Genomic DNA, 24693 nt, shown 5'->3' on the forward strand with positions numbered 1-24693 from the left:
CCGGGGAGCCGGATCAGTCGCGCAGCTCCGGCGGGAGCAGGTGCCGCGGGGTCGACTGGTACGTGACCGGGCGCAGCCAGCGCTCGATCGCCGTGCCGCCGACGGAGGTGAACGGGGAGGTGGTGGCCGGGTAGGGGCCGCCGTGGTGCTGGGCGTCGGCCACGGCCACGCCGGTCGGCCAGCCGTTGACGAGGATCCGTCCGGCGAGCGGGGTGAGTTCGGCGAGCAGCGAGGCGGCGTCGGGATCGGCGTCCGGGTCCGCGTGGGCGTGGGCGTCGGCGTCGGCGTCGGCGTCGGCGTCGGCGTCGGCCGCGCCTTCGGCGATCTGCAGGGTGGCGGTGAGGTTGCCGGGCAGCAGGGCGAGGACCGCGCCGAGCTCCGCCCGCGACGCGTACCGCGCGACCACCGTCACCGGCCCGAAGCACTCCTCCAGAAGGGCCCCGTGCCCGCCCTGGGGCAGCAGGCCCGCGGCCACCGTGAGGACTCCGGCGCTGACCGTGTGCTCGCCGCCCGCGCCGGGTGTGACGGGCGCGGTGACGCCGGGGAGCGCGGCCCGTTCCCGTACACCGTCGACGAAGGCCTCGCGCATCCGGTGGTCCAGCATCACGCCGGGCTCGGTCTCGCTGACGGCCGCGGTGAGCGCGGCCACGAAGCGGTCGCCCGCCGGGCCCGCCGGAGCGAGCACGAAGCCCGGCTTCGTGCAGAACTGGCCCTGGCCCTGGGTCATGGAGGCGGCGAGCCCGGCGCCGATCTCCTCGGCGCGCGTCCCGGCGGCGGCCTCGGTGATCACCACCGGGTTCAGCGAGCCGAGTTCGCCGTGGAAGGGGATGGGTACGGGACGGGCGGCGGCCGCGTCGTGGAGCGCGCGCCCGCCGCGTACCGAACCGGTGAATCCGGCGGCGGCGACCAGCGGGTGGCGGATCAGCTCCACGCCCGCGTCGAAGCCATGCACGAGGGAGACGACGTCCTCCGGGAGGCCGGCCTTGGCGGCGGCCCGGCGCAGCAGGGCGGCGCACAGCTCGGCGGTGGCCGGGTGGTCCGGGTGCGCCTTGACGACGACGGGGCAGCCGGCGGCGAGCGCGCTCGCGGTGTCGCCACCGGGGACGGAGAAGGCGAGCGGGAAGTTGCTCGCGGAGTAGACGGCCACGACGCCGAGCGGGATCTTCATGCGCCGCAGGTCGGGCGTGGGCGGTGTGGTGGTGGGGTCGGGCCGGGAGATCCGCACGTCGAGGAACGCGCCCTCGTCGACGATGTCGGCGAAGAAGCGCAACTGGGCCGTGGTGCGGGCCAGTTCGCCGGTGAGGCGGACGGGGCCGAGCGCGGTCTCGGCGTCGGCGGCCTCGACGACCGAGTCACGGGCCTCGTCGAGGAGGTCGGCCGCGGTGCGCAGCAGCAGGGCGCGGGCGGGGCGGGCGGCGAGCGCGCCGAGGGTGGCGTGCGCGGCCCGTACGACCCGGTCGAGCTCCTCGCCGTCGGCCGTCACTGCGACCTGTTCGCGCGGCTTCCCCGTCCTCGGGTCCACGCTCCACACTGGTTCCGCCGTCGCCACCACGCCACGCACCTCGTTCGCTATTCTGAACAACGTCCCAGTAGGTGAATATGCCAGGGACTCTAGAGACGGCCCAGCCGTCTCCACAAGGGGCTTGTCCCCAAGGGGCCTGAGGGGGCGGACGGGATGCCGGGCAACGACACGGGCGGGGGCCGGACGGGCGAAGGCCAGACGGGCGGGGGGCACACGGGCGGGGGCCAGGTCAAGTCCGCCGTGCGGACGGTGGAGTTGCTGGAGTGGCTGGCCGGCCGGCCCGGCACGCACTCGCTCGCGACCGTCCAGGAGGCCGTCGGCTACCCCAAGTCCAGCCTCTACATGCTGCTGCGCACCCTGGTCGAGCTCGGCTGGGTGGAGACGGACTCGACCGGCACCCGGTACGGCATCGGGGTGCGGGCGCTGCTCGTCGGCACGTCGTACGTGGACGGCGACGAGGTGGTGGCCGCCGCCGGGCCCACCCTCGACCGGCTCTCCGACGACACCACCGAGACCATCCATCTGGCGCGGCTCGACGGCACGGACGTCGTCTACCTGGCGACCCGCCAGTCCCGGCACCACCTGCGGCCGTCCACCCGCGTCGGCCGCCGGCTGCCCGCGCACTCCACCGCGCTCGGCAAGGCGCTGCTCGCCACCCTCGGCGACGAGCAGGTGCGCGGGCTGCTGCCGGAGGCGCTGCCCGCGGTCACCGAGCACACGGTCACCGACCGCGAGCGGCTGATCGAGGAGCTCCGTGGCGTCCGCGAGCAGGGGTACGCGGTGGACCGCGAGGAGAGCACCCTCGGCCTGCGCTGCTTCGGCATCGCGATCCCCTACCGCTCCCCGGCGCGCGACGCGATCAGCTGCTCGGTGCCGGTGGCGCGGCTGACGCCCGAGCGCGAACGGGCCGTCAAGGAGGCGCTGTTCGAGGCCCGCGACCGGCTCGCCCTCGCGACCCGCCGCCTCTAGTCCGTCACGGCACACCGCCTCCCCCGTGCGGCGGAGGCGGTTCACCGCAGGGCAGGACGTGCCGGGCCCGGTACGGGCACGAGGGTGAGGGCATGACGCCAACCACCGCACCCACCGCACCCACCGGCCCCGCCGGGATCCTCCGCCCGGCGCTGCGCGTCCTCGCCATGGGCGCCTGCCTCCCGTACATCGCGCTGAAAGCCGCCTGGGTGGCCGGCAGTCGTGTCGGCATCCCCGACGGCAGCGCGCTGCTCGCGCACCCGACGCTGATGGTCGTCGCCAACTCCCTCACGCTGCTCGCCGACGCGATCGTGGTGCTGCTCGCCCTGCTGCTGACCCGGCCGTGGGGGATGCGGGTGCCGGCCTGGCTGCTCGCCTTCCCGATGTGGGCGGCGACCGGGCTGCTCGCCCCGATCGTGGCGGGGTACCCGGGCCAGCTGATCGCCTCCCTCTTCGGCGGATCCGGGCCCGTGTCGACCGGGACCGTCAAGGAGCCGTTCCTCGACGCGTGGGTCTTCCCCGTCGTCTACGGCGGGTTCATCGTCCAGGGCCTCGCCCTCGGCACCCTCTTCGCCCTGTACGCCCGCGACCGCTGGAGTCATGTGTGGGCCGGGCGGCTCGGCGACCTGCCCGCGCGGCTCATGGGCCCGGGCGTCCGGGCCGTCGCCGTGGCCGCGTCCGTGCTCGCCCTCGTACCGGCCGCGCTGCACGCCCTGTGGGCCTGCGGCGTGACCAGCGGCCTCGCGCCCGCGTTCGCGGCGGAGTACGACAGCGACCACGCCACCGTCGACGTCGTGCGGGCCCTGTTCCTCGTCCTCGCCGCCGCGGGCACGCTGGGGCCGGCCCTGCGGCGGCCCGCCGGGCTCCGGCTGCGCACGGCGCTCGCCGTGTCCTGGGTGGCGTCCGGCGCGGCGGGGTGCTGGGGAGCGTTCATGACGCTCGTCGCGCTGCTGCCGGTGACGGATGCGGGGAAGGAGCCGACAGGCCAGATGATCACGGCCTACGCTGGCGAGATGATCACCGGATTCCTGCTGGCCGGCTGCCTGGCCGTGGTCCTCGCCCGCCGTGGCCGCCGGGGCGCGGCGGCGTGACACGGGGCGTGAAGGTCCTGTTCGGGCAGACCGCCCGGCGACGCTGGCTGCATCTGATTCTGGGCGGCGCCCTGTTCATGCCGTACTGGCTGGTCGGCACCCTGGTCGTGGGCCCGCTCACCGGCGGCGGCGGTCTGTTCACCGGCAGCCTCACCGTGCAGTTCGGGGCGTACGCGGTCGGACTGCCGCTCGTCGCCGTCACCGCGCTCTTCCCGCTGACCCGGCCGATGTCGGTGGCGGCGGCCCGGGCGCTGTGCGGGGTGGAGGCCGGGCGGTTCGCGGACGGCCCGGCACGCGGGTGGGGCGCGCGGGCGCGCACGGCCGGCTGGTTCACGCTGCACCTGGGCGCGGGCGCGCTGCTCAGCGGGGCCAGCCTGGCGCTGCCGCCGTTCGCGGTGGCCGTGGCGGCGCTGCCGTTCTCGGCCGGGCTCCGCAACTCCGCGACCAGCCACCTCTGGCATGTGGACCAGGAGTGGCTGGTCTGGGCCGGGCTGCCGCTCGGGGCCTTGATGCTGCTCGCGCTGGCGGCCACGGCGGCCGGCACCGGCGCGCTGCTCGCCGCCGCCGCGCCCCGGCTCCTCGGGCCGAGCCCGGCGGACCGGCTGGCCGCGGCCGAGCGCCGGGCCGCCGAGCTGGCCGTGCGCAACCGGCTCGCCCGCGAGCTGCACGACTCCGTCGGGCACGCGCTCAGCGCCGTCACCCTCCAGGCGGGCGCGGCCCGCCGGGTGCTCGACGCGGGCACGCCCGATCCGGACTTCGTACGGGAGGCGCTCACCGCCATCGAGGAGACCACCCGGCGCACGGTCGGCGAACTCGACGCCGTGCTCGGCCTGTTGCGCAGCGGCGAGGACGACGGCACGCTGCCGGCGCCCGGCCTGGAGGCCCTCGACGCCCTCGTGCGGGGCGCGGACGCGGGCGCGGGCGGCGCGCGGGTGGCGCTGACGGTGCGCGGGGAGCTGGCCGGGCTGCCGGAGGCGGTGTCGCGGGAGGCGTACCGGATCGTGCAGGAGGGGCTGACCAACGCGGTGCGCCACGCGCGCGAGGAGAGGGTGACGGCGCGGATCGCGCTGTCGGGGGACGAACTGGAGATCACCATGGAGAATCCGCTGCCCGGCGGCGGTCGCACCGCGCCGGTGGTCCGCCCGGACGGCGGGCGCGGGCTGCGCGGCGTCGCCGAGCGGGCCCGGCTGCTCGGCGGCACGGCCGAGGCGGGCCCGGTGGACGGCGTGTGGCGGCTGGCGGCCCGGCTGCCGGTGGGAGGCGCGCGATGACGGACGGAACGGCGGAGGGGGCGGCGGACGCGCGGATCCGGATCGTGCTCGTCGACGACGAGCGGATGGTGCGGACGGCGCTGCGGGTGATCCTGGACGCCGAGCCGGACCTCACGGTCGTCGGCGAGGCGGCGACCGGCGCGGAGGCGGTGTCGGTGGTGCGGGAGCTGCGGCCGGACGTGGTCCTGATGGACGTGCGGATGCCGGAGATCGACGGGATCCGGGCCACCGAGCAGATCCTCGCGGGGCTCGCGGACGGTCCCCGGATCGTGGTCGTCACCACCTTCGAGAACGACGCGTACGTGTACGAGGCGCTGCGCGTCGGCGCCGCCGGCTTCCTGCTGAAGCGGGCCGCGCCGGAGGAGCTGGTGAGCGCGGTCCGGCTGGTCGCCCGCAGCGACTCGCTGCTCTACCCGGCGGCGGTGCGGGGCCTCGCCGCCGAGCACGCCCGCCGCAATCCGCCGGCCGCACCGGCCTGGGCGGCCCGGCTCACCGACCGGGAGGCGGAGGTGCTGCGGCACATGGCGAAGGGCCTGACGAACGCGGAGATCGCCGGTCTGCTGGGCGTGGGCGCGGCGACGGTGAAGACGCACGTGGCCGCCGTCCTCGCGAAGACGGGCGCCCGGGACCGTACGCAGGCGGTGATCGCGGCGTACGAGTCGGGGTTCATCACGCCGGGGTGAGGGCCCGGGACGGTGCGTGCATCCTGCATGAAGTTTCCCTGAGAAACCGGACGGACCCGGAACGACGCCCCGCCGCCCGTTCGTCCCGCATTCGGGATGAACAAGACGATCAGGCGCGCCTCGGTCTTCGCGCTGCTCCTGGTGCTGGCCCTGCTCGGCCGGGCCACCTGGGTGCAGGGGTACGAAGCCAAGGCCCTCGCGAACGACAAGAAGAACCGGCGGAAGACCATCGCGCAGTACGCGCAGCCGCTGGGCAACATCGTCGTGGCCGGTGCGCCGGTCACCGGCTCGAAACGGACGGAGGGCGGCGACCTCGCGTACAAGCGCGACTACACCGACGGCAGGCTCTACGCGGCCGTCACCGGCTACAGCTCCCAGGCGTACGGGGCGACCCAGCTGGAGGGCATCTACGCCGACGTCCTCGACGGCACCGACTCCCGGTTGCGGAACCCGCTCGACGCGCTGACCCGCAAGCAGACGGATCCGGGCACGGTCGTCACGACCATCGACCCGGCCGTGCAGAAGGCCGGGTACAAGGCGCTCGGCGACAAGAAGGGCGCCGCCGTCGCCATCGACCCGAAGACCGGCCGGATCCTCGGCATGGTCTCCACGCCGTCGTACGACCCGTCGAAGATCGCCGGGCTCACGGACGGCAAGGAGTGGCAGCGGCTGATGGCGGACGAGGACAAGCCGCTGGTCAACCGGGCGCTGCGGCAGCCGCTGCCGCCGGGCTCCACGTTCAAGCTGGTCGTCGCGGCGGCGGCGCTGGAGGACGGGCTGTACGGCTCCGTGGACACGGCGACCCGCAGCCCGGAGCCGTACACGCTGCCCGGCACCCGGACCGTGCTGCCCAACGAGAACGCGTCGGCGCCGTGCGAGAACGCGACGATCCGCACCGCGCTGCGCTACTCCTGCAACAACGTCTTCGCGAAGATGGCCGTCGACCTGGGCCAGGACAAGGTGAGGGCGATGGCGGAGAAGTTCGGCTTCAACGACAAGGAGCTGGACGTTCCCGTACGGGCCTACGCCAGCGTGTACCCGTCGGGCATGGACAAGGCGCAGACCGGGCTGACGGGCATCGGCCAGTTCGACGTGACGGCCACGCCGCTGCAGATGGCCATGGTGTCGGCGGCCATCGCCAACGACGGGCTCATGGCGGCGCCCCACATGGTGTCGCAGGTCGTCGACTCGGACGGCGACCCGCTCCAGAACTACGAGGACGGCGACACCCGGCGGATCATGTCGTCCGGGACGGCGGAGCAGCTGCGCAGCGCGATGCGGACGGTGGTCGAGAAGGGCACCGGCTCGAACGCGTCGATCGCCGGGATGGAGGTCGGCGGCAAGACCGGCACGGCCCAGCACGGCGAGAACAACAGCAAGACGCCGTACGCCTGGTTCACCTCGTACGCGAAGGACCCGGCCACCGGCAAGGAGGTCGCCGTCGCGGTGATGATCGAGGACTCGGGCGCGGCGCGCTCGGAGGTCAGCGGCAACGGTCTGGCCGCGCCGGTGGCGCAGAAGATGATGAAGGCGGCGCTGAAGTGACGCGCCGAAGCGACGCGCTGAGGTGACGATCCGAAGCGACGGGCTGAAGTGACGTAAAAGTGGGGGCCGATGAGGGATCGGCCCCCACCGCACGGTATGCAGGTGCCCTGTCCATGCCCCGCGCATATGTTCGCGACACTTCATGTCCCCGGAGGACCCGCCGTGCGTCTGCCCCGTTCCCTGTCCGGCTGGACCATGGCCGTCTTCGGCGTCCTCGCCGCGGTCCTCGGCGTGGTGGGCCTGGTCTCGCCCGACACCACGATCCGCCTCATGGGCCTGACGCCCGTCTCCGAGGCGAGCCGCGCGGCCGACGACCACACCCTCCTCTTCCTGACCGCCTCCTCCATGGCGGCGCTCAACATGGGCGTCTACTACGTCCTCGCCGCCCTCGCCGACTGGAAGTCCTTCTTCCGCTGGACGGTCCCCTTCCGCCTCCTCACCTGCACCGTCTTCACCCTCGCGGTCCTCACGGACCGCGCCCCGTCCGGCTTCCTGGGCGTGGGCCTCTGGGAGGGCACGGGCGCGCTGGTGACGGGCGCGGCCCTGTGGTTCGAGACGCGCCGTGCGGCGCGGCAGGGCGCGGCGGCCTGACCGCCCGGCCGCACCCCTCCGCGGCGCGGCCGGCGGCCGAGCGCTTCTGATCAGGGCTTGAGCAGCGCGGCGAGCACCGAGGCGAGGTAGGCCGGGTCCGTCGGGACCGTCTCCGGGACCGCGTGGGCGAGCTGGGCGTGGCCGAGGTAGCTGGTGTAGGCGAGGAAGCCGCGGCGGCGGGCTTCGGCGGGTGGGAAGCCGAGCAGTCCGAAGAGGTGGGCGAGGTAGCCGACCCGGCGTTCGGTGACGCGGGCGAGCGCGGCCGCGACGGCGGGGTGGTCGCCGGCGGCGAACAGGCGGACCTCCAGCGGGTTCTCGACGGCCAGTGCGGTCGCGCCGCGCAGCAGTGCGGCGAGGCGGGCCTCCGGGTCGGGTTCGGCGGCCTCCATGGCCGTGATGATCCGCTCGGTGGACAGCTCCTCCCAGCGGTTCAGGGCCGCGGTGACGAGCGCGTCCCGGTTGGCGAAGTGCCAGTAGAAGCTGCCCTTGGTGGCGCCCAGACGGGTCGCGAGGGGTTCGACGGCGACGCCCGCGAGCCCGCGTTCGCCGAGCGCGGCGAGAGCCGCGTCCGCCCAGTCGTCCGCGGTCAGGCGCTTGCGGCCGGCTCGGTCGCCTCGGCCGCCTTCTTCCTCGGGGTCCTGGTGCTCTCGCATGTTTCCGTACGCTACCGTACGGTTGAACATACGCTCCCGTATGGAGGTGCCGTCATGCGCGCTGCACGCACGCTGAGCAACGTCCACCAGAGGATCGTCCGGGCCCCGGCCGACGTCGTCGGAGCCCTCGTCGACCGGCTCTCCGCGCCGGACGACCCCCTGTTCCCCACCCCGGTCTGGCCCGCCATGGTCCTGGACCGCCCGCTCGCCGTCGGCGCCGACGGCGGGCACGGCATGGTCCGCTACCGGGTCACCGCCCACGAGCCGGGGCGCTCGGTCCGCTTCGACATGACGGACGGCGGCCTCGGCGAGGGCTACCACCGGGTCGACGTGGAGCCGCTCGGCCCGGACCGCTGCCGGATCTCCCACACGCTCGAAGTGGCCATGCCCCCGGCCGCGTTCGCCTTCTTCAAGCTGGCGATCGAGCCCGTGCACGACGCCATGGTCGAGGAGATCTTCGACAACGCCGAGCGGGCCGCGCTCGGCGTCCTGCCGCACCCGCCGGCCCGCCGCTCACCCCGCGCGCTGCTCGTCAACCGGCTCTTCTGGACCCGGCCGAGGGCCGTGCCCGTGCCGGGCCCGGACACCGCCCGCCTGCTCCACGGGGCCGCCCCGCGCCCCGACTTCACCGACGCCTGGCGGATGCCGCTGGGCCCCGGCATGGACCGCGACCCGCACGCCTGGCGGCACGTCCTGCCGTTCCCCGTCCAGGGCGCCGGCGACCGCGAGCTGATGGTCGGCCGCGACGCCTCCCATCTGGACTTCCGCGCGTCGGTCCTGGTCGACGAGGACTCGGTGACGCTGGCCACCGCCGTACGGATCCACAACGCCCGCGGCCGGCTCTACTTCGCGGTGGCGCGGCGCCTCCACCCGTACGCGGCCCGGCTGATGCTCTGGCGGGCACACCGGCGCGTGGCGTACGCGACCCCGCCGGCCGGGATGCGCAACCGGGCGGCGCAGCCCGCGGCGTAGGACTCAGCCCTCCGCCAGCCCCCGCTGGACGCGGAGCAGCAGCTCCTGCAGGACCCGGCGCTCCCGCGCGTCGAGCGGGGCGAGCACCTCGTCCTGGACGGCACGGGCCTCGGCGTCGAGGTCCGCGAGGAGGGCGCGGCCGGCGGGGGCGAGCGTGACGGAGACGCGCCGGCGGTCGTGCGGGTCGCGCGCCCGGTCCACGTACCCCGCGGCGGCGAGGTGGTCGACCACCTTCGCCATGTCGCTCGGGTCGACGCCGAGCCGCAGGACGAGATCGCGCTGAGCGTGCGGCCCGAAGTCGGCGAGGGCGGCGAGCACCGCCATGTGCCAGAGCCGCAGCCCGCGTTCGGCGAGGCGTTCGGCGAGCCGGCCACGGGCCGTCTTGCCGACTCGGGAGAGCAGATAGGTGGTCAGGCCGAGGAGGGTCGGCGGGGCGGGCGGGGCGGCGGGCTCGGAAACCATGGGACGGATTCTAGGGTGCGTCCCTATAGTGGGTGTCCACCCACTATTTCAGGGTGCGCTCGCTCGCGCCCCGTCGTTCCCAGGAGCCGTTCGTGGATGCCCTCGCCCCGTACCCCCGTCTGCTCGTCACCCGTTTCGCCGCCTGCTTCCGCTTCTACGACGCCGTGCTGCCGGAGCTGTCCGGCGCCGCCCTCGACAAGGGCACGCCGGACGGCCCCTACGCCAACTGGGAGGCGGACGGCGGCCGGCCCGTGCTCGCGCTGTTCGACCGCGGCGCGATGGCCGCCGCCCTCGGCACTGCGGCGCGGCCCGACCGGTCCGAACAGCCCTCCCAGGACACGGCGATGCTGGTGTTCGTGGTCGACGACGTCGACGAGCGCTTCGCCCACTGCCTGGACCACGGCGGCAGCCCGGTGCTCGCCCCGGCCGACCGCCCGGAGTGGGGCCCCGGGCTGCGCAGCGCCCATCTGCGCGACCCCGACGGGCAGCTGATCGAGCTGCAGTCCTACGGAATGCCGTAGGACCGGATTCGGGACCGGATTAGGGCAGGTGACCGATCCGGCGCGGGCACCTCAGACGCCAGCCTGCCGACATGCGTCTTCCTCTCTCCGTTTCGCTCTCCGTTCCTCTCTATCTGACGGCCGTGCTCGTGTCCGGCTTCGGCACGACCGCGATGTGGCTCGTCTCCGGCATCTGGGTCAAGTCGCTCACCGGCTCCGACAGCCTGGCCGCCCTCACCGCCTTCGCCCTGTGGGCGCCCGCGCTGCTCGGGCCGCTGCTCGGCTCGCTCGTCGACCGGGTGCGCAGGCGGCCGCTGCTCGTCGCCGTGAACCTGGATATGGCGGCGCTGCTGCCCCTGCTGCTCTGGGTCGACCGGCCCGGCCACGTGTGGCTGCTGTTCGTCGTGCTCCTGGCGTACGGGACCCAGGGCGCCGTCCACGACGCGGCGGAGGCCGCGCTCGCGGCGGGCGCTCTCGACCCGGACCGGCTCGGGGAGCTCAACGGGCTGCGGATGACCGTCAACGAGGCGATGAAGCTGCTCGCCCCGCTCGTCGCGGCCGGGCTCTTCGCCCGCTTCGGCGGCGGCCCCGTCGCCGTCCTGGACGCGGTCACCTTCGCCCTGGCGGCCGGGGTGTTCGCGCTCCTGCGGGTGCGGGAGGAGCCGCCCGCGCCGGAGCGGCGGCCCCGGGTCGCCGACGGCGCCCGGCTGCTGTGGGAGTCGCCGCTCCTGCGGCTGCTCGTCGCGGCGGGCGGCTTCACCATGCTGCTCGCGGGGCTGAACGGAGCCGCCGTCTACGCGGTCGTCGACCGGGGCCTCGGCCACTCCCCGGCGTACGCGGGCGTCCTCTACGCGGTGCAGGGCGCCGGGTCCGTCGCGGCGGGCCTCTCGGCGGGGCCGCTGCTGCGGCGCCTTCCGGAGCGGGCGCTCGCGGCGGCCGGCCTCGGGCTCTTCGCCCTGGGCGCGGCGGGGCGGGCGCTGCCGTACGACACGACCGCCTGGGCCGCGAGCGTGCTCGTCGGCGTGGGCCTGCCGTGGGTCCTGATCGCCGCGATGACAGCCGTCCAGCGGAACGTTCCGGCGGAGGCCGTGGGCCGCGCGGCCGGTACCGCGAACACCCTGGTCTTCGTGCCGAACGCGCTGGCCATCGCGCTCGGCGCGGGCCTGCTGGCGGTGGTGGACGTACGGGTGCTGCTGCCCGTTCTCGGGGCCGCGGGGCTCGCCGGTGCGGCGCTGCTGGCGCGGGCGAAGCCGGGAGAGGAAAGCACAGGCCCGGCCGGACAATGCGGGGGAGCCGGCCGGGGCCCGGGTCGACGCATGCTCGGAGGCACGCGGACAAAGCGACGATAGGACGCGGTCAAGATCGCCGCGAGCCGCGAAGCGCGGCCGCTGTCCACAAAACGCGAAGGATTCGATCCTGAGCAGTCGTCGAACGAGACGGAATAGGTCATGACTGGCCGCGCGGAGTACGAATTCGGTCGCGCCACGGACATCCCGGTCGCGCCACGGACCTCCCCGTCGAGCCGTGGGCACGCCCGCGGTCCCGCCCCCTCAGCCGCGTAGGGTGCGCGACGGCGGCTCGCCGAACCGGGCACGGTACTGCGCCGCGAACCGGCCCGGGTGGGTGAAGCCCCAGCGCCAGGCCACCTCGCCGACGGCCAGCCCGTCCGGGTCGCCCGCCCGCAGCTCCTCGTGGACCCGGTCAAGGCGCACCTCGCGCACGTACGCCATCGGGGACATCCCCACGTACTCGCGGAACGACTCCTGGAGCCGGCGCACGCTGACGCGGGCGAGGGCGGCCAGTTCGGTGGTGGTGAAGGGGTGCTCGGGGCGGGCCCGCACCGCGTCCATCACCCGCTTGACGGGCGCCGGCCTGGCCGGGCCGGCGGGACGGTCCAGCTCGTCGCGCCAGGCGTGGTCGGCGGCGAGCAGCAGGCCGTTGAGCAGCGCCTCCTGGAGCGGGCGGGCGACCAGTTCGTGCGTGGCGAGGCCGTCGCCGACGAGCGCCCCGGCCGCCACCTGCCGGGCGAAGGTCACCCAGCTCCGGCCGGGCCCGCGGGTGATGTCGAGCCCCGGGCCGAAGGTGAGCCGGGCACCCGGCGGGCGCCCGAGCAGCGCCTCCAGACGCTCTTCCAGGGCTGTCGCGCCGATCTTGACCGAAAGAGAGCGGCAGTCCCCGGTCCACCGGTCGAGGAAGGTGTCGCCCGACGGGTCGAGCAGCATCGCCTCCTCGGGGGTGGCGAGCAGCCGGCGTCCGCTCCTGCCCTGGCGCACCTCCATGGTCCCGCTCATCGGCGCGTTGAGGTGGAACGCGCCGAGTTCGCCGAAGCGCATCCGCACGTCCGCGCCGCAGCTCAGGTCGCCGATCATCAGCGGGCCGAGGGCGACGGTGTCGAAGCGCGCGGCGAAGGGACGTCCCTCGCGCGCGTCGATGACATCCATGAAGTTGGCGTAATAGCGCGCCTCGATCTCCTCGCGCGCCTCGTCCACGTCCCGTGTCCGAAAAGAGCTCCCACCCACGAGTCGAAAGAATATTTCACCGGGGTGGCCGAACCGGGCGCAGGTAAGGGAACGGCAAAGGAAGGTCGTTCGTTACCCGGGGCATGACCGCTATGACCCCCGGCTCGAACATCCCTCTCACCGCCGCGCGCGTGGCGGTGGACGTCGCCGCCCCGGTGCGGCTCGACGTCTCGGGCCTGCTGCTCGGCGCCAACGGCAAGGTGCGTTCCGACGACGACTTCATCTTCTACAACCAGCCGTCAGGTCCCGGTGTCACGTACCGCTCCGGCGGCGGCGCGGCGCCGGACGCCATCCTGGTGGACACCTCCGCCGTGCCGGCCGGCGTCGAGAAGATCGTGGTGACCGCGAGCCCGGACGCCGCGGGCCAGACCTTCCAGGGCATCGAGCCCACCGCGACGCTGCGGAACGCGGACGACGGCAGCGTCCTCGCCACCTTCACCCCGCCGCGGCTCGCCACCGAGACGGCGCTCGTGGTCATGGAGATCTATCTGCGGGGCGGGGCGTGGAAGGCCCGCGCGGTGGGGCAGGGGTACGCGAACGGGCTCGCCGGCATCGCGACCGACTTCGGTGTGTCGGTGGACGAGGAGCCGGCACCCGCGCCCGCCGCCGCGCCCGCGCCCCCGCAGGCCCCCGCCGCCCCGCCGTCGGCGCAGCCGTCGACCCCGCCGTCCTGGCAGACCCCGCCGGCGCCGCCGACCGCGCCTCCGGTTGCTGCCGCTCCCCCGGCGGCGCCGCCCGCGCCTCCCGCGCCGCCCGTCGGCGCCGGGAAGATCAACCTGGACAAGGGCCGGGTCAGCCTGCAGAAGAACCAGACCGTGTCCCTGGTCAAGGGCGGCCGCCCGCTGCTCTCCACGGTCAAGATGGGCCTCGGCTGGGAGCCCGCCTACCGCGGCCGGGACATCGACCTGGACGCCTCCGTCATCGCGTACGGCCCGCAGCGCAACCACATCGACAGCTGCTACTTCGGCAAGCTGTCCATCCTCAATGGCGCCGTCAAGCACTCCGGCGACAACCTGACCGGCGAGGGCGCGGGCGACGACGAGGTCATCGTGGTCGACCTGGGCCGGCTGCCCGCGGACACCACGGGCCTGGTCTTCACCGTCAACTCCTTCTCCGGCCAGAAGTTCACCGAGGTCGCCAAGGCGTACTGCCGGCTGATCGACGGGACGACCGGCGAGGAGCTGGTCCGCTTCGACCTGACCACGGCGGAGCCGCAGACGGGCGTGATGATGGCCAAGCTCATCCGCCAGTTCTCCGGCGAGTGGGAGATGACGGCGATCGGCGACTTCGTGAAGTCCCGCACCGTGCGCGGCATGGTGAAGCCCGCCGCCCAGGCGCTCTGAGGCCGCCCGGGCCTCGCGCGGGCGTGCGCGAGGCCCGGAGGGCGATCGGCTCAGTGGCGCGGCTGGCGGCGCCAGGGGCCGGTGATCGCGAGCATGATGCCCGGGGTCTGGATGTTGGCGAAGAGGGTCTCGCCGTCGGGCGAGAAGGTGACGCCCGTGAACTCGCTGTCGTTGAGGTCGTTGCGGGCGATCGGGTAGGTGCGGCCGCTCTCGGTCGCGCCGAAGAGGTGGTTGATGCCCTCGCCGTCCTCGGCGATGACGAGGCCGCCGTACGGGGAGACGGTGATGTTGTCGGGGCCGTCGAAGGCGCCGTCCTGCTCCGGGGCGGCGTTGACGCTGAGCAGCACCTTGAGGGTGAGCGTGCGGCGCTTCGGGTCGTAGAACCAGACCTGGCCGTCGTGCGCGACGGGGCTCTCCGCGCGGGCGTACGAGGAGACGACGTACGCGCCGCCGTCGCCCCACCACATGCCCTCCAGCTTGCGGGCGCGGGTCACCTCGCCCTCGCCGAACTGCTTGCGCACCGAGACCGTACGGGCGTCGCGGTCCTCCACGTCGACCCAGTCCACGCCGTAGACGGTGCCGATCCTCGTGGCGCGGGAGAGGTCGTCGACGTACTGCCCGGCGGAGTCGAAGCACCTGGGCGCCTGGAGCCGGCCCGCGTCGTCGGCGAGGGTCGCCAGCTGTCCGCGGCCGTGCTCGAAGTCCTGTGGCGGGACCCAGCGGTAGAACAGGCCGTTGGGGCCGGCGGCGTCCTCGGTGAGGTAGACGTGGCCGCGCTTGGGGTCGACGACGACCGCCTCGTGGGCGTACCGCCCGAAGGCCTTGACGGGCTTCGGGTCGAGGTTCGCGCCCTGGTCGTGCGGGTCGACCTCGAAGACGTAGCCGTGGTCCTTGGTCATGCCGTTCTTGCCGGCCAGGTCCTCGGTCTCCTCGCAGGTGAGCCAGGTGCCCCAGGGGGTGCGGCCGCCCGCGCAGTTGGTGGAGGTGCCGGCGATGCCGACCCACTCGGCGACCGTGCCGTCGCGGTGCACCTCGACGACCGTGCAGCCGCCGGCGGCCGCCGGGTCGTAGACCAGGCCCTCGGTGAGCGGGACGGGGTAGGTCCACTTGGCGCGCGGGCCCTTGAGCTCGTGGTTGTTGACCAGGTACGTGGTGCCGCGCGGGCCGTCGAAGGTGGCGGTGCCGTCGTGGTTGGACGGCGTGAACTCGCCGGTCTCCAGGCGGGTGACGCCGCTGTGGGTGATGATCCGGTAGGTGAAGCCCTCGGGGAGGGCCAGGATGCCCTCCGGGTCGGCGACCAGCTCTCCGTAGCCGAGGGGACGGCCGTGGCCGTTGCCGTCGGCGGCGCCGCTGCTCACCTCGTACTCGTCGGCGGCCAGGGCCTGCGGTGCGGTGGCGAGCGCCCCGACGGCGCCGGTGAGGGCGAGGCCGGCGCCCGCCGCGGCGGACTGCTTGGCGAACTCTCTGCGGTTGAGGGACATGACGGTCTTCTCCCTGTCGTCACCCGGTGTCGCGGCACACGGTCGCGCCCCCGTACAAACGGCACTTGAACAGAAAGGCGATCCTCCATGAACCTGCCCCCGCACGGTAGGCGCGTACTGGTCAGCGGCGCGTCGCGCGGCCTGGGCCGGGCGGTGGCCCGGGCCTTCGCGGCCAACGGCGACCGGGTGTGCGTGCATTACGGCTCGCGCGCCGACGAGGCCCGCGCGACCCTCGGCTCCCTCGACGGCACCGGCCACGCGCTGGTCTCCGGCGACCTCGCCGACCCGGCGGAGGCCGCCCGGGTCGCGGACGCGGCGGCCGAGGCACTCGGCGGCCTGGACGTCCTGGTGAACAACGCGGCCGTGAACCTGCCGCACCCTCCGGCGACGACGCCGTACGAGCAGTGGGCGGAGCTGTGGCAGCGGCACGTCTCCGTGAACCTGCTCGGCACCGCGTATCTCAGCCATCTGGCGGCCCGCCGGATGATCGAGGCGGGGACCGGCGGCCGCATCGTCAACATCGGCTCGCGCGGCGCCTTCCGCGGCGAGCCCGACCACCCGGCGTACGGTGCCACGAAGGCCGCCGTCCACGCGCTCGGCCAGTCCCTGGCCGTCGCCCTCGCCCCGCACGGCATCGCGGTCGCCTCGGTGGCGCCCGGCTTCTTCGCGACGGAGCGGGTGGCGCCGAGGCTCAGCGGCCCGGAGGGCGAGGCCATCCTCGCCCAGTCGCCGTTCGGCCGGGTGGCGAGCCCGGAGGAGATCGCCGCGGCGGTGCTGTGGCTGGCGTCCCCGGAGGCCGAGTGGGCCTCGGGGACGGTGCTCGACATGAACGGGGCGTCGTACCTGCGGACGTGAGCCGGGCCCGGCCGGGCCCGGCCCGTACCCCCGTCAGCCCCGCGACCTCGCCTTGAAGGCCGCCTTGCGGGCCTCCTTCGCCGACGGCTTGTCGCGGTGGAGACGGCCCATGGCGTCGAGGACGTCGGCGGTGGCCGGGTGGTCGACCCGCCAGGCCTCGTCGAAGAAGCCGCCGTGACGGCCGGTCAGACCCTCGATGAGGTCCTGGAGTTCCTCCAGGTCGCCGTCGGCGTCGAGGTGGGCGGCGATGGTGTCGACGGCCAGCCAGAAGATCATCGACTCGGGCGGGGCCGGGATGTCCGCCGCGCCGCGCTCGGCGAGCCAGACCCGGGCGAGGCCGCCGAGTTCGGGGTCGTCGAGGACCTCCCGCACGGCCGGTTCCGCGTCCGGGCCGACGAGGGAGAGGGCCTGCTGGGCGTGGAGCCGGCGTAGCGGGGCGCCGGGGTCGCTGCCGCGGGCGGCGGCGAGCAGCTCGCGGGCCGCCGTGGCGGCGTCGCGGGCGGCGAGCCAGCCGGCGGTCTCGGCGCGGGCGGCGGCCTGCGGGTAGTGGGCGAGGCCGTCGAGCAGCACGTCGGCGCCCTTGTCGGCGAGTTCGCCGACGGCGGGAGCGGTGAGGCCGGCCTCCAGCATCCGGGCGCGGACGCCGTAGAGGCCGAGCGGGGTGAGCCGGACCATGCCGTAGCGACTGACGTCCTCGTCGTCGAAGGGCGCGGCGGCCTCCGCCGGTCCCTGCTCGCCGTCCTCGACCATCAGGGCCTCGTCGACGGGCCGGTACTCGACGAGGCCGATCGGCTCCAGGATCCGGAACTGCTCGTCGAGCCGCATCATCGCGTCGGAGACCTGCTCCAGGACGGCGTCGGTGGGCTCGCTCATGTCGTCGGGGACGACCATCGAGGCGGCGAGCGCGGGCAGCGGCACCGGCCCGTCGCCTGCGCCGCCTTCGGTGACGGTCAACAGGTAGAGGTTGCCGAGGACGCCCTCCAGGAACTCGGCCTCGCCCTCCGGGTCCCAGTCGAGGGCCTCGAAGTCGATCTCGCCGTCGGGGCCGACGAGCGCGTCGAGGTCGTCGAAGTAGGGCGCGGCGGCGTCGGAGAAGACGGCGTCGAAGCCGTCGAGCCAGATGGCGAGGACGTCCTGCGGCGAACCGGCGGTGAGCAGGCCGAGGTTCTCGCCGACGGTGACGGTGCCGGCCTCCTCCTCCCCGCTGCCCGCGGGGCCCTCGCCGTCGGCCGTGTCCTCGGCGGCGTCCTCGGGGTCGTGGACCTCGACGAGGCCGGTGTCGACGGCGACCCGCCAGGCCTCGCTGGCGTACGCCTCGCCGTCCTCGTCGCCGGCCAGGCCGAGGGCCTCGGCGGCGGCGGGCAGCTGCTCGTCGACGAGTTCGCCGCCGGCGCCCACCCGGGTCTCCGGGCCGGCCCAGCGGGCGAGCCGTACGGCGCGGGTGAGGAGGGGGGCGGCCAGGGCCTCCCGCGCCAGCTCCGCGTCCGAGGGCAGCCGAACGGGGGGAAGGGTCGGGTGGTCCGGTGCCATGTCGGGTGTTCTCCTCGGCGATGGGGTACCTCCCGTGCCGTTGAGGCCACGGGGGAGGGCGGGGACGGGACGGTCGCGCGCCGGCGCGGCGGCAGGGCGGCGCGGCCTTCAGCGTAGACGCATTCCGGGGGCGGTCCGCCGGTTCATCGGGGCGTCAGCCTTCGTACACCCGTCGACCCTTGACAAGTGTGCTGCTCTGCATCGAAATTGACGCGCGTAGATCTTTCGATCGTTCGTCCAAATCCCCACGGAGTGCCTTGATGTCTTCCTCCATACCGAGATCCGCGGCCGTCGCCGCCGTCGTCTCCGCCGCCCTCGCCGCCGGTCTGCTCGGCGGCACGGCGGCCTCCGCCGACGAGGCGGTGACCACCGCGACCGTCGCCGGCCCGGCCGTGCCCGCCCGGATCCACGACATCCAGGGCACCACCCGCACTTCGCCGCTGGTCGGCAAGCAGGTGACCGGCGTGACCGGCATCGTGACCGGCGTGCGCACCTACGGTTCGCGCGGATTCTGGATCCAGGACCCGGACGCCGACGACAACCCGGCCACCAGCGAAGGCATCTTCGTCTTCACCAGTTCCGTCCCGACCGTCGCCGTCGGCGACGCGGTGAGCGTCAACGGCACGGTGACCGAGTACGTGCCCGGTGGCCTGAACTCCGGCAACCAGTCGCTGACCCAGATCTCCAAGCCGGTCATCACGGTCGTCTCCAAGGGCAACGAGGTCCCGGCCCCGGTCACCATCTGGTCCGGCTCGGTGCCCGAGGCGTACGCCCCGGCGGGCGACCCGGCGGCCGGCGGCTCGATCAACGGGCTGACCCTGGACCCGGAGACGTACGCCCTGGACTACTACGAGTCCCTGGAGGGCATGAACGTCGAGATCGGCTCCTCGCGCGTGGTCGGCCGCACCGACCCGTACGCCGAGCTGTGGGTGACGGTGAAGCCGTTCGAGAACGACAACAGCCGCGGCGGCACGGTCTACGGCTCGTACGACGCGCAGAACACGGGCCGGCTCCAGATCCAGCAGCTCGCCCCGATCTCGCAAGCGCCCTTCCCGAAGGCGAACGTCGGCGACTGGCTGACCGGCACCACCGAGGGCCCGCTGGACTTCAACCAGTTCGGCGGCTACACCCTGGTGGCCCGCACGCTCGGCGAGCACGTGGACATGGGCCTGGAGCGCGAGGTGACGGAGCGCCAGCACAAGAACGAGCTGGCGGTCGCCACGTACAACGTGGAGAACCTCGACCCGACCGACCCGCAGGAGAAGTTCGACGCGCTCGCGAAGGCGGTCGTCGAGAACCTCGCCTCGCCCGACATCGTCGCCCTGGAGGAGATCCAGGACGACAACGGCGCCAAGAACGACGGCACGGTCACGGCCGGCGAGACGCTGAAGAAGTTCACGGCGGCGATCGCGGCGGCCGGCGGCCCGGCGTACGAGTGGCGCTCGATCGACCCGCAGAACGGCAAGGACGGCGGCGAGCCCGGCGGCAACATCCGTCAGGTCTTCCTCTTCAACCCCGAGCGGGTCTCCTTCGTGGACCGCGCGGGCGGCGACGCGACCACCCCGGTCGCCGTCACCGGCGAGAAGGGCGACGCCCACCTCAGCCTCTCCCCCGGCCGCATCGACCCGGCGAACCCGGCCTGGGAGAACAGCCGCAAGCCGCTCGCGGGCGAGTTCCGCTTCCGCGGCCGCACGGTGATCGTGGTGGCGAACCACCTCACCTCGAAGGGCGGTGACGAGTCGATCGTCTCCCAGCACCAGCCGCCGAACCGTTCCTCCGACGCCAAGCGGCTGCTCCAGGCGCAGGCCGTCAACGCCTTCGTCAAGGACGTCGAGGCCGTCGACAAGCAGGCGAACGTGCTCGTGGTCGGCGACATGAACGACTTCGAGTTCTCCGGCACCACGCAGGCGATGACCGACGGCGGCGCGCTCTACCCGGCCATGCTGTCGCTGCCGGAGAGCGAGCGCTACTCGTACGTCTACCAGGGCAACAGCCAGGTCCTCGACCAGATCCTGACCAGCCCCGGCGTGCACCACTTCGAGTACGACTCGGTGCACATCAACGCGGAGTTCGCGGACCAGAACAGCGACCACGACCCGCAGGTGCTGCGCTTCCGCCCGTAGCCGCGGGCGAAACGCACGGGTGTGCGAGACTGCGGCGGTGATCCTGCGCCCCGCCACCCGTGCCGAGCTGCCCGCCGTCCTCGCCCTGCTCGCCGACGAAAAGCGGGTGGTGGACCCGGCCTCGGTGACCGTGACGCCCGCCTATGAGCGGGCGTTCGCGGACATCGAGGCCGACGCGCGCAACGAGATGCTGGTGCTGGTGGACGAGGACGGCCTGGTCGTCGGGTGTCTCCAGGCCACGTACGTCCCGGGCCTCGGCAAGGGCGGCGCCGAGCGGGCCCTGATCGAGGCCGTACGCGTCCGGGCCGACCGCCGCGGCGGCGGGCTCGGCCGCGAACTGATGCGCCGGGCGATCGCCCGGGCCCGCGACCGTGGCTGCGGGCTGGTCCAGCTGACCAGCAACAAGTCCCGGACCGAGGCCCACCGCTTCTACGACTCGCTGGGCTTCGCCCGCAGCCACGACGGCTTCAAGCTGCTGCTCTGACCGCACTGGCCCAGGGTCCGGCCTGGGACGAGATGTCGACGATCGCGCCGCGGGTGACGCGCAGATGCGGCACGGCGGCGGTGACGGTCTGCCAGACGGCCCGCCGCCCCCGGCGGTGAATGTCCGGGGGCGACGGGCCGTCTCAGGGCGCCGGGCCTCAGTTGTGGCTGTGCAGGATCTCGTTCAGGCCGCCCCAGACCGCGTTGTTCGGGCGGGCCTCGACGGCGCCGGTGACCGAGTTGCGGCGGAAGAGAATGTTGGAGGCGCCGGAGAGGTCGCGGGCCTTGACGATCTCGCCGTCGGGCATGGTGACCCGGGTGCCGGCGGTGACGTACAGACCGGCCTCGACGACGCACTCGTCGCCGAGCGCGATGCCGACGCCCGCCTCGGCGCCGATCAGGCAGCGCTCGCCGATGGAGATGATCACGTTGCCGCCGCCGGACAGGGTGCCCATGGTGGAGGCGCCGCCGCCGATGTCGGAGCCGTTGCCGACCACGACGCCGGCGGAGATGCGGCCCTCGACCATGGAGGTGCCGAGGGTGCCGGCGTTGAAGTTGACGAAGCCCTCGTGCATGACGGTGGTGCCGGCCGCGAGGTGGGCGCCGAGGCGGACGCGGTCGGCGTCGGCGATGCGGACGCCGGCGGGCACGACGTAGTCGGTCATGCGGGGGAACTTGTCGATCGAGGTGACCTGGAGGTGCAGGCCCTCGGCGCGGGCGTTGAGCCGCACCTTCTCGATGTCGTCGACGGCGACCGGGCCCAGCGAGGTCCAGGCGACGTTGGCGAGCAGGCCGAAGACGCCGTCCAGGCTCTGGCCGTGCGGCTTGACCAGGCGGTGGCTGAGCAGGTGCAGCCGCAGGTAGGCGTCGTGCGCGTCGAGCGGCTTGTCGTCGAGGGAGGCGATGACGGTGCGGACGGCGACCACCTCGACACCGCGGCGGGCGTCCACGCCGAGGGCCTTGGCGGCGCCCTCGCCGAGGGCGTTGACGGCCGCGTCGGCGTCGAGCCGCTCGGTGCCGGCCGGGCCGGGGGCGTCGGTCAGCTCGGGGGCGGGGAACCAGGTGTCGAGAACGGTGCCGTCACCGGCGATGGTGGCGAGGCCGGCGGCGACGGCGCCGGTGGAGCGAGGAGCAGTGGTCATGACGGAAAACCTAACGGTCGGGGCCGGGCGCGGGCCAACCGGTCTCAGGTGGCGGTCGGCTCCGTGGGCGGTTCCGACGAGGTCCCGGCCCGCCCCTTCGGGTCTTCGTTCAGGATCCGGGCGAGCATCTCCCGGGCGTACTCCTCGTCGTACGGCGCGCCGGTGAGCAGCACCTGGAGGCTGATGCCGTCCACCAGGGCGACCAGGGCGCGGGCGGTCCCGGGGCCGGTGCGCGGGGCGAGGGCGGAGACGACCTCGTCGACCCACTCGGCGGCGACGGGGCGCAGGGCGGGGCGGCGCAGGGCGGCGAGGTAGAGCTCGTACTCCAGCTCCACGCCGGTGCGTTCGGCGGCCAGCCACTCCCCCATGAGCGCGGCCAGGCCGGCGGCCAGATCGGGCGCGGCGATCTCGGGGCCCTGCCGGAGGCGGGCGCCGAAGTTGCCGTTGACGCGGTGGAGCGCCGCGACGAGGAGTTCGTCGAGGGAGGCGAAGTGGTACGTGGTGGAGCCGAGCGGGACGTCGGCCTCGGCGGCGACGGTGCGGTGGCTGAGGCCCGCGAGTCCAGCCCGGCCGACCACGCGCAGCGCGGCGTCGACGATGCGCTCGCGCCGGTCGGGGTCGTGGCGGCGGGGGCGGGCCATCAGTGCGCGCCGCCGAGGTTGAGCACGGCGACGCCGGCGATGATCAGCACGATGCCGGCGATCTTGGCGGCGCCGAGGCCCTCGCCGAGGAAGAGGTAGCCGATGGCGGCGACGACGGCGGTACCGACGCCGGACCAGATGGCGTAGGCGGTGCCGACCTCGAGCGTCTTGAGCGCCCGGGAGAGGAGCACGAAGGAGACGAGGTAGCCGGCGCCGGTGAGCAGTGAGGGCCAGAACCTGCTGAAGCCCTCGCTGTACTTCATCGACGTGGTGGCGAATATCTCCGCCGCGATGGCGCCCGCGAGCAGTCCGTATCCCATGTGTACAAGTGTACGCATGCATGTGTACGCCCGTACGCATGGGCGGCCGATACGGTGTGCCCATGACATACGCCCCAGGACCGTACGGCTACGGCTACCCGCCTCCGCCGCCCCCGCCGAAGCCCGGCGTGATACCCCTGGCCCCGCTGGGCCTCGGCGAGCTCCTGACCGGAGCGTTCAGCACCTACGGCCGCTACTGGAAGCCGCTGATCGGGGTCGCGGTGGCGGCGTACGCGGGCGAGGCGGTCCTGGTCGGCGGCGGCCTCCTGCTCGCCTACAACGCGGTCAAGGACGACCTCGACCGGCTGACCCACCTGCCCCCGCACACGAGCCCGGACTTCGCCGACTTCCAGCCGCTGATCGTCGCCTTCGGCTGCGTCTGGTTCGTCGGCATGCTCGGCCTGCTCGTCACCACCGGCCTGGTCGGCGCGGCCGCGCCCGCCGTGGTCCAGGAGGCGGTGCTCGGCCGCCCCGTCGGCTTCGTGGCGGTCTGGCGCCGCGCCTGGTCGCGGCTCGGCTCGGTGATCGGCTCGGTGCTGCTCTCGGCACTGGCCACGCTCGTCCCGATGCTGCTCTTCATGGTCGGCTTCGTCCTGCTGATCGTGGGCATGATCGCGGGCATCGGCTCCTCGGAGTCCGACGCCCCGCCCGCAGCGGCCCTGGCCGGCGTCGGCGGCCTGCTCCTCCTGCTCGCCGTGCTGACCCTCCCGGTCTGTCTGTGGCTCTGGGTGAAGTTCAGCCTGGCCCCGGCCGTCGCCGTCATCGAGAACCAGGGCCCGATGGCCTCGCTGCGCCGCTCCTCCGCCCTGGTGCGCGGCGACTGGTGGCGGATCTTCGGCTACGGCCTGGTCGCCTCCCTGATCGTGGGCGTCATCAGCTTCGTGCTGCAGCAGATCCTCTCCATGGGCAGCGCGTTCTCGATGCCCATGTACGGCCCCGACGAGACCGCGACGCCCGGCGAGGTGCTCTCCGCCCTGTTCGGCTCGATGATGGTCCTCGGCTTCGCCCAGATGCTCGCGCAGGCCGTCCTGGCCCCGTTCCAGCCGCTGGTCAACGCGCTGCTCTACGTCGACCAGCGCATCCGCAGGGAGAACCTGGCCCCGCTCCTGGCCCAGCAGGCCGTCTGAACAGCACGAAGGGCCGCACTCCCCCAGGAGTGCGGCCCTTCGGCATGCGTGAGCTCAGACGTTGAAGCCCAGCGCGCGCAGCTGCTCGCGCCCGTCGTCCGTGATCTTGTCCGGGCCCCACGGGGGCATCCAGACCCAGTTGATCTTCAGCTCGCTGACGATGCCGTCGGTCGCGGCCTTCGCCTGGTCCTCGATCACGTCGGTCAGCGGACACGCCGCCGACGTCAGGGTCATGTCCAGCGTCGCGACGTTCGAGTCGTCGACGTGGATGCCGTAGATCAGGCCCAGGTTGACCACGTCGATGCCCAGCTCGGGGTCGACGACGTCGTACAGCGCCTCGCGGATCTCTTCCTCGGAGGCCGGCTTCATGATGGCCTCGGCGTTCTCGGTCATGCCGACTTCCTCACAGACTTCTGGTCGTCCCCGCCCAGGACCTGGGCGGTCGCGTCCTTCCACGCCATCCAGCTGAGCAGCGCACACTTCACCCGGGCCGGGTACTTGGAGACACCGGCGAACGCGACCGCGTCCTCCAGGATCTCCTCCATGGCGTCGTCCGGCTCGATCTGGCCCTTGGACTGCATCAGCTCCAGGAAGGTGCCCTGGATCTTCTGCGCCTCGGCCAGCTCCTTGCCGACGAGCAGCTCGTTGAGCACGGAGGCCGACGCCTGGCTGATGGAACAGCCCTGGCCCTCGTACGACACGTCCTCGATGCGCTCGCCGTCGTACTTCACCCGGAGCGTGATCTCGTCACCGCAGGTCGGGTTGACGTGGTGCACCTCGGCGTCGCCGGGCCGCAAGCCCCGCCCGTGGGGGTGCTTGTAGTGGTCCAGGATGACGTCCTGGTACATCGAATCCAGCTTCACAGGTCAG

The 24693-nt window shown here is 73.7% G+C and carries 25 protein-coding genes; 14 read left to right on the forward strand and 11 right to left on the reverse strand.

Translation table 11 applies throughout. The features are described 5' to 3' along the window. Positions 1–13: 13 nt before the first annotated feature. Positions 14–1552: an aldehyde dehydrogenase (NADP(+)) gene (locus ACWEJX_RS05175; protein WP_451606159.1), complete on the reverse strand. Its 1539-nt coding sequence runs from the start codon at positions 1550–1552 to the stop codon at positions 14–16. Between the two features lie 123 nt (positions 1553–1675). Here ACWEJX_RS05175 and ACWEJX_RS05180 point away from each other — a divergent pair, with 123 nt between their 5' ends. From ACWEJX_RS05180 to ACWEJX_RS05205, 6 genes are all read left to right on the forward strand, one after another. Further along, complete coding sequence (locus ACWEJX_RS05180) at positions 1676–2491, forward strand: IclR family transcriptional regulator (protein WP_451606160.1); 816 nt, start codon at positions 1676–1678, stop codon at positions 2489–2491. A 92-nt stretch (positions 2492–2583) separates the two neighbouring features. After that, positions 2584–3582 carry a hypothetical protein gene (locus ACWEJX_RS05185; RefSeq protein WP_451606161.1) on the forward strand — a complete coding sequence of 333 codons (999 nt, stop codon included), beginning with the start codon at positions 2584–2586 and terminating at the stop codon, positions 3580–3582. Continuing rightward, positions 3579–4853, forward strand: a complete 1275-nt coding sequence (locus tag ACWEJX_RS05190; RefSeq protein ID WP_451606162.1) for a sensor histidine kinase — start codon at positions 3579–3581, stop codon at positions 4851–4853. The genes ACWEJX_RS05185 and ACWEJX_RS05190 overlap by 4 nt, the downstream gene beginning before the upstream one ends. Then, positions 4850–5536: a response regulator gene (locus tag ACWEJX_RS05195; RefSeq protein ID WP_451606163.1), complete on the forward strand. Its 687-nt coding sequence runs from the start codon at positions 4850–4852 to the stop codon at positions 5534–5536. Before ACWEJX_RS05190 ends, ACWEJX_RS05195 begins: the two co-directional genes overlap by 4 nt. 96 nt (positions 5537–5632) lie before the next feature. Next, positions 5633–7081 (forward strand): peptidoglycan D,D-transpeptidase FtsI family protein, encoded by a 1449-nt coding sequence (locus tag ACWEJX_RS05200; protein WP_451606164.1) that lies wholly within the window; start codon positions 5633–5635, stop codon positions 7079–7081. A 195-nt stretch (positions 7082–7276) separates the two neighbouring features. Then, complete coding sequence (locus ACWEJX_RS05205; RefSeq protein WP_451606255.1) at positions 7277–7672, forward strand: hypothetical protein; 396 nt, start codon at positions 7277–7279, stop codon at positions 7670–7672. A 50-nt stretch (positions 7673–7722) separates the two neighbouring features. On the opposite strand, the gene ACWEJX_RS05210 is transcribed toward ACWEJX_RS05205, so the two are convergent. Next, the gene (locus ACWEJX_RS05210) at positions 7723–8325 is read right to left on the reverse strand and encodes a TetR/AcrR family transcriptional regulator (protein WP_451606165.1); all 603 of its coding nucleotides are present in this window, start codon (positions 8323–8325) and stop codon (positions 7723–7725) included. 54 nt (positions 8326–8379) lie between these two features. Here ACWEJX_RS05210 and ACWEJX_RS05215 point away from each other — a divergent pair, with 54 nt between their 5' ends. Then, the gene (locus ACWEJX_RS05215; RefSeq protein ID WP_451606166.1) at positions 8380–9297 is read left to right on the forward strand and encodes a DUF2867 domain-containing protein; all 918 of its coding nucleotides are present in this window, start codon (positions 8380–8382) and stop codon (positions 9295–9297) included. Positions 9298–9300: 3 nt separating this feature from the next. Here ACWEJX_RS05215 and ACWEJX_RS05220 read toward each other — a convergent pair whose 3' ends face one another. Continuing rightward, a complete protein-coding gene (locus ACWEJX_RS05220) occupies positions 9301–9759 on the reverse strand; it encodes a MarR family winged helix-turn-helix transcriptional regulator (RefSeq protein ID WP_451606167.1) in 459 nt (152 codons plus the stop codon). Between the two features lie 32 nt (positions 9760–9791). Between ACWEJX_RS05220 and ACWEJX_RS05225 the strand changes: the two genes are divergently transcribed. Continuing rightward, a complete protein-coding gene (locus ACWEJX_RS05225; RefSeq protein ID WP_451606168.1) occupies positions 9792–10280 on the forward strand; it encodes a VOC family protein in 489 nt (162 codons plus the stop codon). A gap of 71 nt (positions 10281–10351) precedes the next feature. Then, complete coding sequence (locus ACWEJX_RS05230) at positions 10352–11608, forward strand: MFS transporter (RefSeq protein ID WP_451606169.1); 1257 nt, start codon at positions 10352–10354, stop codon at positions 11606–11608. Between the two features lie 201 nt (positions 11609–11809). Here ACWEJX_RS05230 and ACWEJX_RS05235 read toward each other — a convergent pair whose 3' ends face one another. Beyond that, entirely contained in the window at positions 11810–12748 is a 939-nt protein-coding gene (locus tag ACWEJX_RS05235; RefSeq protein WP_451606170.1) for an AraC family transcriptional regulator, read from the reverse strand. A 122-nt stretch (positions 12749–12870) separates the two neighbouring features. Here ACWEJX_RS05235 and ACWEJX_RS05240 point away from each other — a divergent pair, with 122 nt between their 5' ends. Then, positions 12871–14121 carry a TerD family protein gene (locus tag ACWEJX_RS05240; RefSeq protein ID WP_451606256.1) on the forward strand — a complete coding sequence of 417 codons (1251 nt, stop codon included), beginning with the start codon at positions 12871–12873 and terminating at the stop codon, positions 14119–14121. A gap of 50 nt (positions 14122–14171) precedes the next feature. Here the strand turns inward: ACWEJX_RS05240 and ACWEJX_RS05245 are convergent, their stop codons facing one another. Further along, complete coding sequence (locus ACWEJX_RS05245; protein WP_451606171.1) at positions 14172–15602, reverse strand: alkaline phosphatase PhoX; 1431 nt, start codon at positions 15600–15602, stop codon at positions 14172–14174. A gap of 87 nt (positions 15603–15689) precedes the next feature. Here ACWEJX_RS05245 and ACWEJX_RS05250 point away from each other — a divergent pair, with 87 nt between their 5' ends. Next, positions 15690–16457 (forward strand): SDR family NAD(P)-dependent oxidoreductase, encoded by a 768-nt coding sequence (locus ACWEJX_RS05250; RefSeq protein ID WP_451606172.1) that lies wholly within the window; start codon positions 15690–15692, stop codon positions 16455–16457. A 33-nt stretch (positions 16458–16490) separates the two neighbouring features. Here ACWEJX_RS05250 and ACWEJX_RS05255 read toward each other — a convergent pair whose 3' ends face one another. Next, positions 16491–17987, reverse strand: a complete 1497-nt coding sequence (locus tag ACWEJX_RS05255) for a hypothetical protein (protein WP_451606173.1) — start codon at positions 17985–17987, stop codon at positions 16491–16493. Between the two features lie 260 nt (positions 17988–18247). Here ACWEJX_RS05255 and ACWEJX_RS05260 point away from each other — a divergent pair, with 260 nt between their 5' ends. Then, positions 18248–20110, forward strand: a complete 1863-nt coding sequence (locus tag ACWEJX_RS05260; RefSeq protein ID WP_451606174.1) for an endonuclease/exonuclease/phosphatase family protein — start codon at positions 18248–18250, stop codon at positions 20108–20110. Positions 20111–20147: 37 nt separating this feature from the next. Then, the gene (locus tag ACWEJX_RS05265) at positions 20148–20594 is read left to right on the forward strand and encodes an N-acetyltransferase family protein (protein ID WP_451606175.1); all 447 of its coding nucleotides are present in this window, start codon (positions 20148–20150) and stop codon (positions 20592–20594) included. A gap of 157 nt (positions 20595–20751) precedes the next feature. Here ACWEJX_RS05265 and dapD read toward each other — a convergent pair whose 3' ends face one another. Genes dapD through ACWEJX_RS05280 form a run of 3 tightly spaced genes read right to left on the reverse strand, consistent with a single transcriptional unit; the run spans position 20752 to position 22696 of the window. Further along, on the reverse strand, positions 20752–21735 hold the full coding sequence (dapD, locus tag ACWEJX_RS05270; protein WP_451606176.1) for a 2,3,4,5-tetrahydropyridine-2,6-dicarboxylate N-succinyltransferase: 984 nt from the start codon (positions 21733–21735) through the stop codon (positions 20752–20754). Between the two features lie 44 nt (positions 21736–21779). Next, positions 21780–22376 carry a TetR/AcrR family transcriptional regulator gene (locus ACWEJX_RS05275; RefSeq protein WP_451606177.1) on the reverse strand — a complete coding sequence of 199 codons (597 nt, stop codon included), beginning with the start codon at positions 22374–22376 and terminating at the stop codon, positions 21780–21782. After that, a complete protein-coding gene (locus ACWEJX_RS05280; protein WP_451606178.1) occupies positions 22376–22696 on the reverse strand; it encodes a DMT family transporter in 321 nt (106 codons plus the stop codon). Before ACWEJX_RS05280 ends, ACWEJX_RS05275 begins: the two co-directional genes overlap by 1 nt. Positions 22697–22758: 62 nt before the next feature. Here ACWEJX_RS05280 and ACWEJX_RS05285 point away from each other — a divergent pair, with 62 nt between their 5' ends. Further along, positions 22759–23823 carry a DUF7847 domain-containing protein gene (locus ACWEJX_RS05285; protein WP_451606179.1) on the forward strand — a complete coding sequence of 355 codons (1065 nt, stop codon included), beginning with the start codon at positions 22759–22761 and terminating at the stop codon, positions 23821–23823. Between the two features lie 54 nt (positions 23824–23877). Here ACWEJX_RS05285 and ACWEJX_RS05290 read toward each other — a convergent pair whose 3' ends face one another. Together ACWEJX_RS05290 and sufU are read right to left on the reverse strand one after the other, a co-directional pair. Next, positions 23878–24216, reverse strand: a complete 339-nt coding sequence (locus ACWEJX_RS05290) for a metal-sulfur cluster assembly factor (protein ID WP_451606180.1) — start codon at positions 24214–24216, stop codon at positions 23878–23880. Then, a complete protein-coding gene (sufU, locus tag ACWEJX_RS05295; protein WP_403797810.1) occupies positions 24213–24686 on the reverse strand; it encodes a Fe-S cluster assembly sulfur transfer protein SufU in 474 nt (157 codons plus the stop codon). Before sufU ends, ACWEJX_RS05290 begins: the two co-directional genes overlap by 4 nt. Between the last annotated feature and the right edge of the window lie 7 nt (positions 24687–24693).

This window comes from Streptomyces sp. NPDC004788, assembly GCF_053601115.1.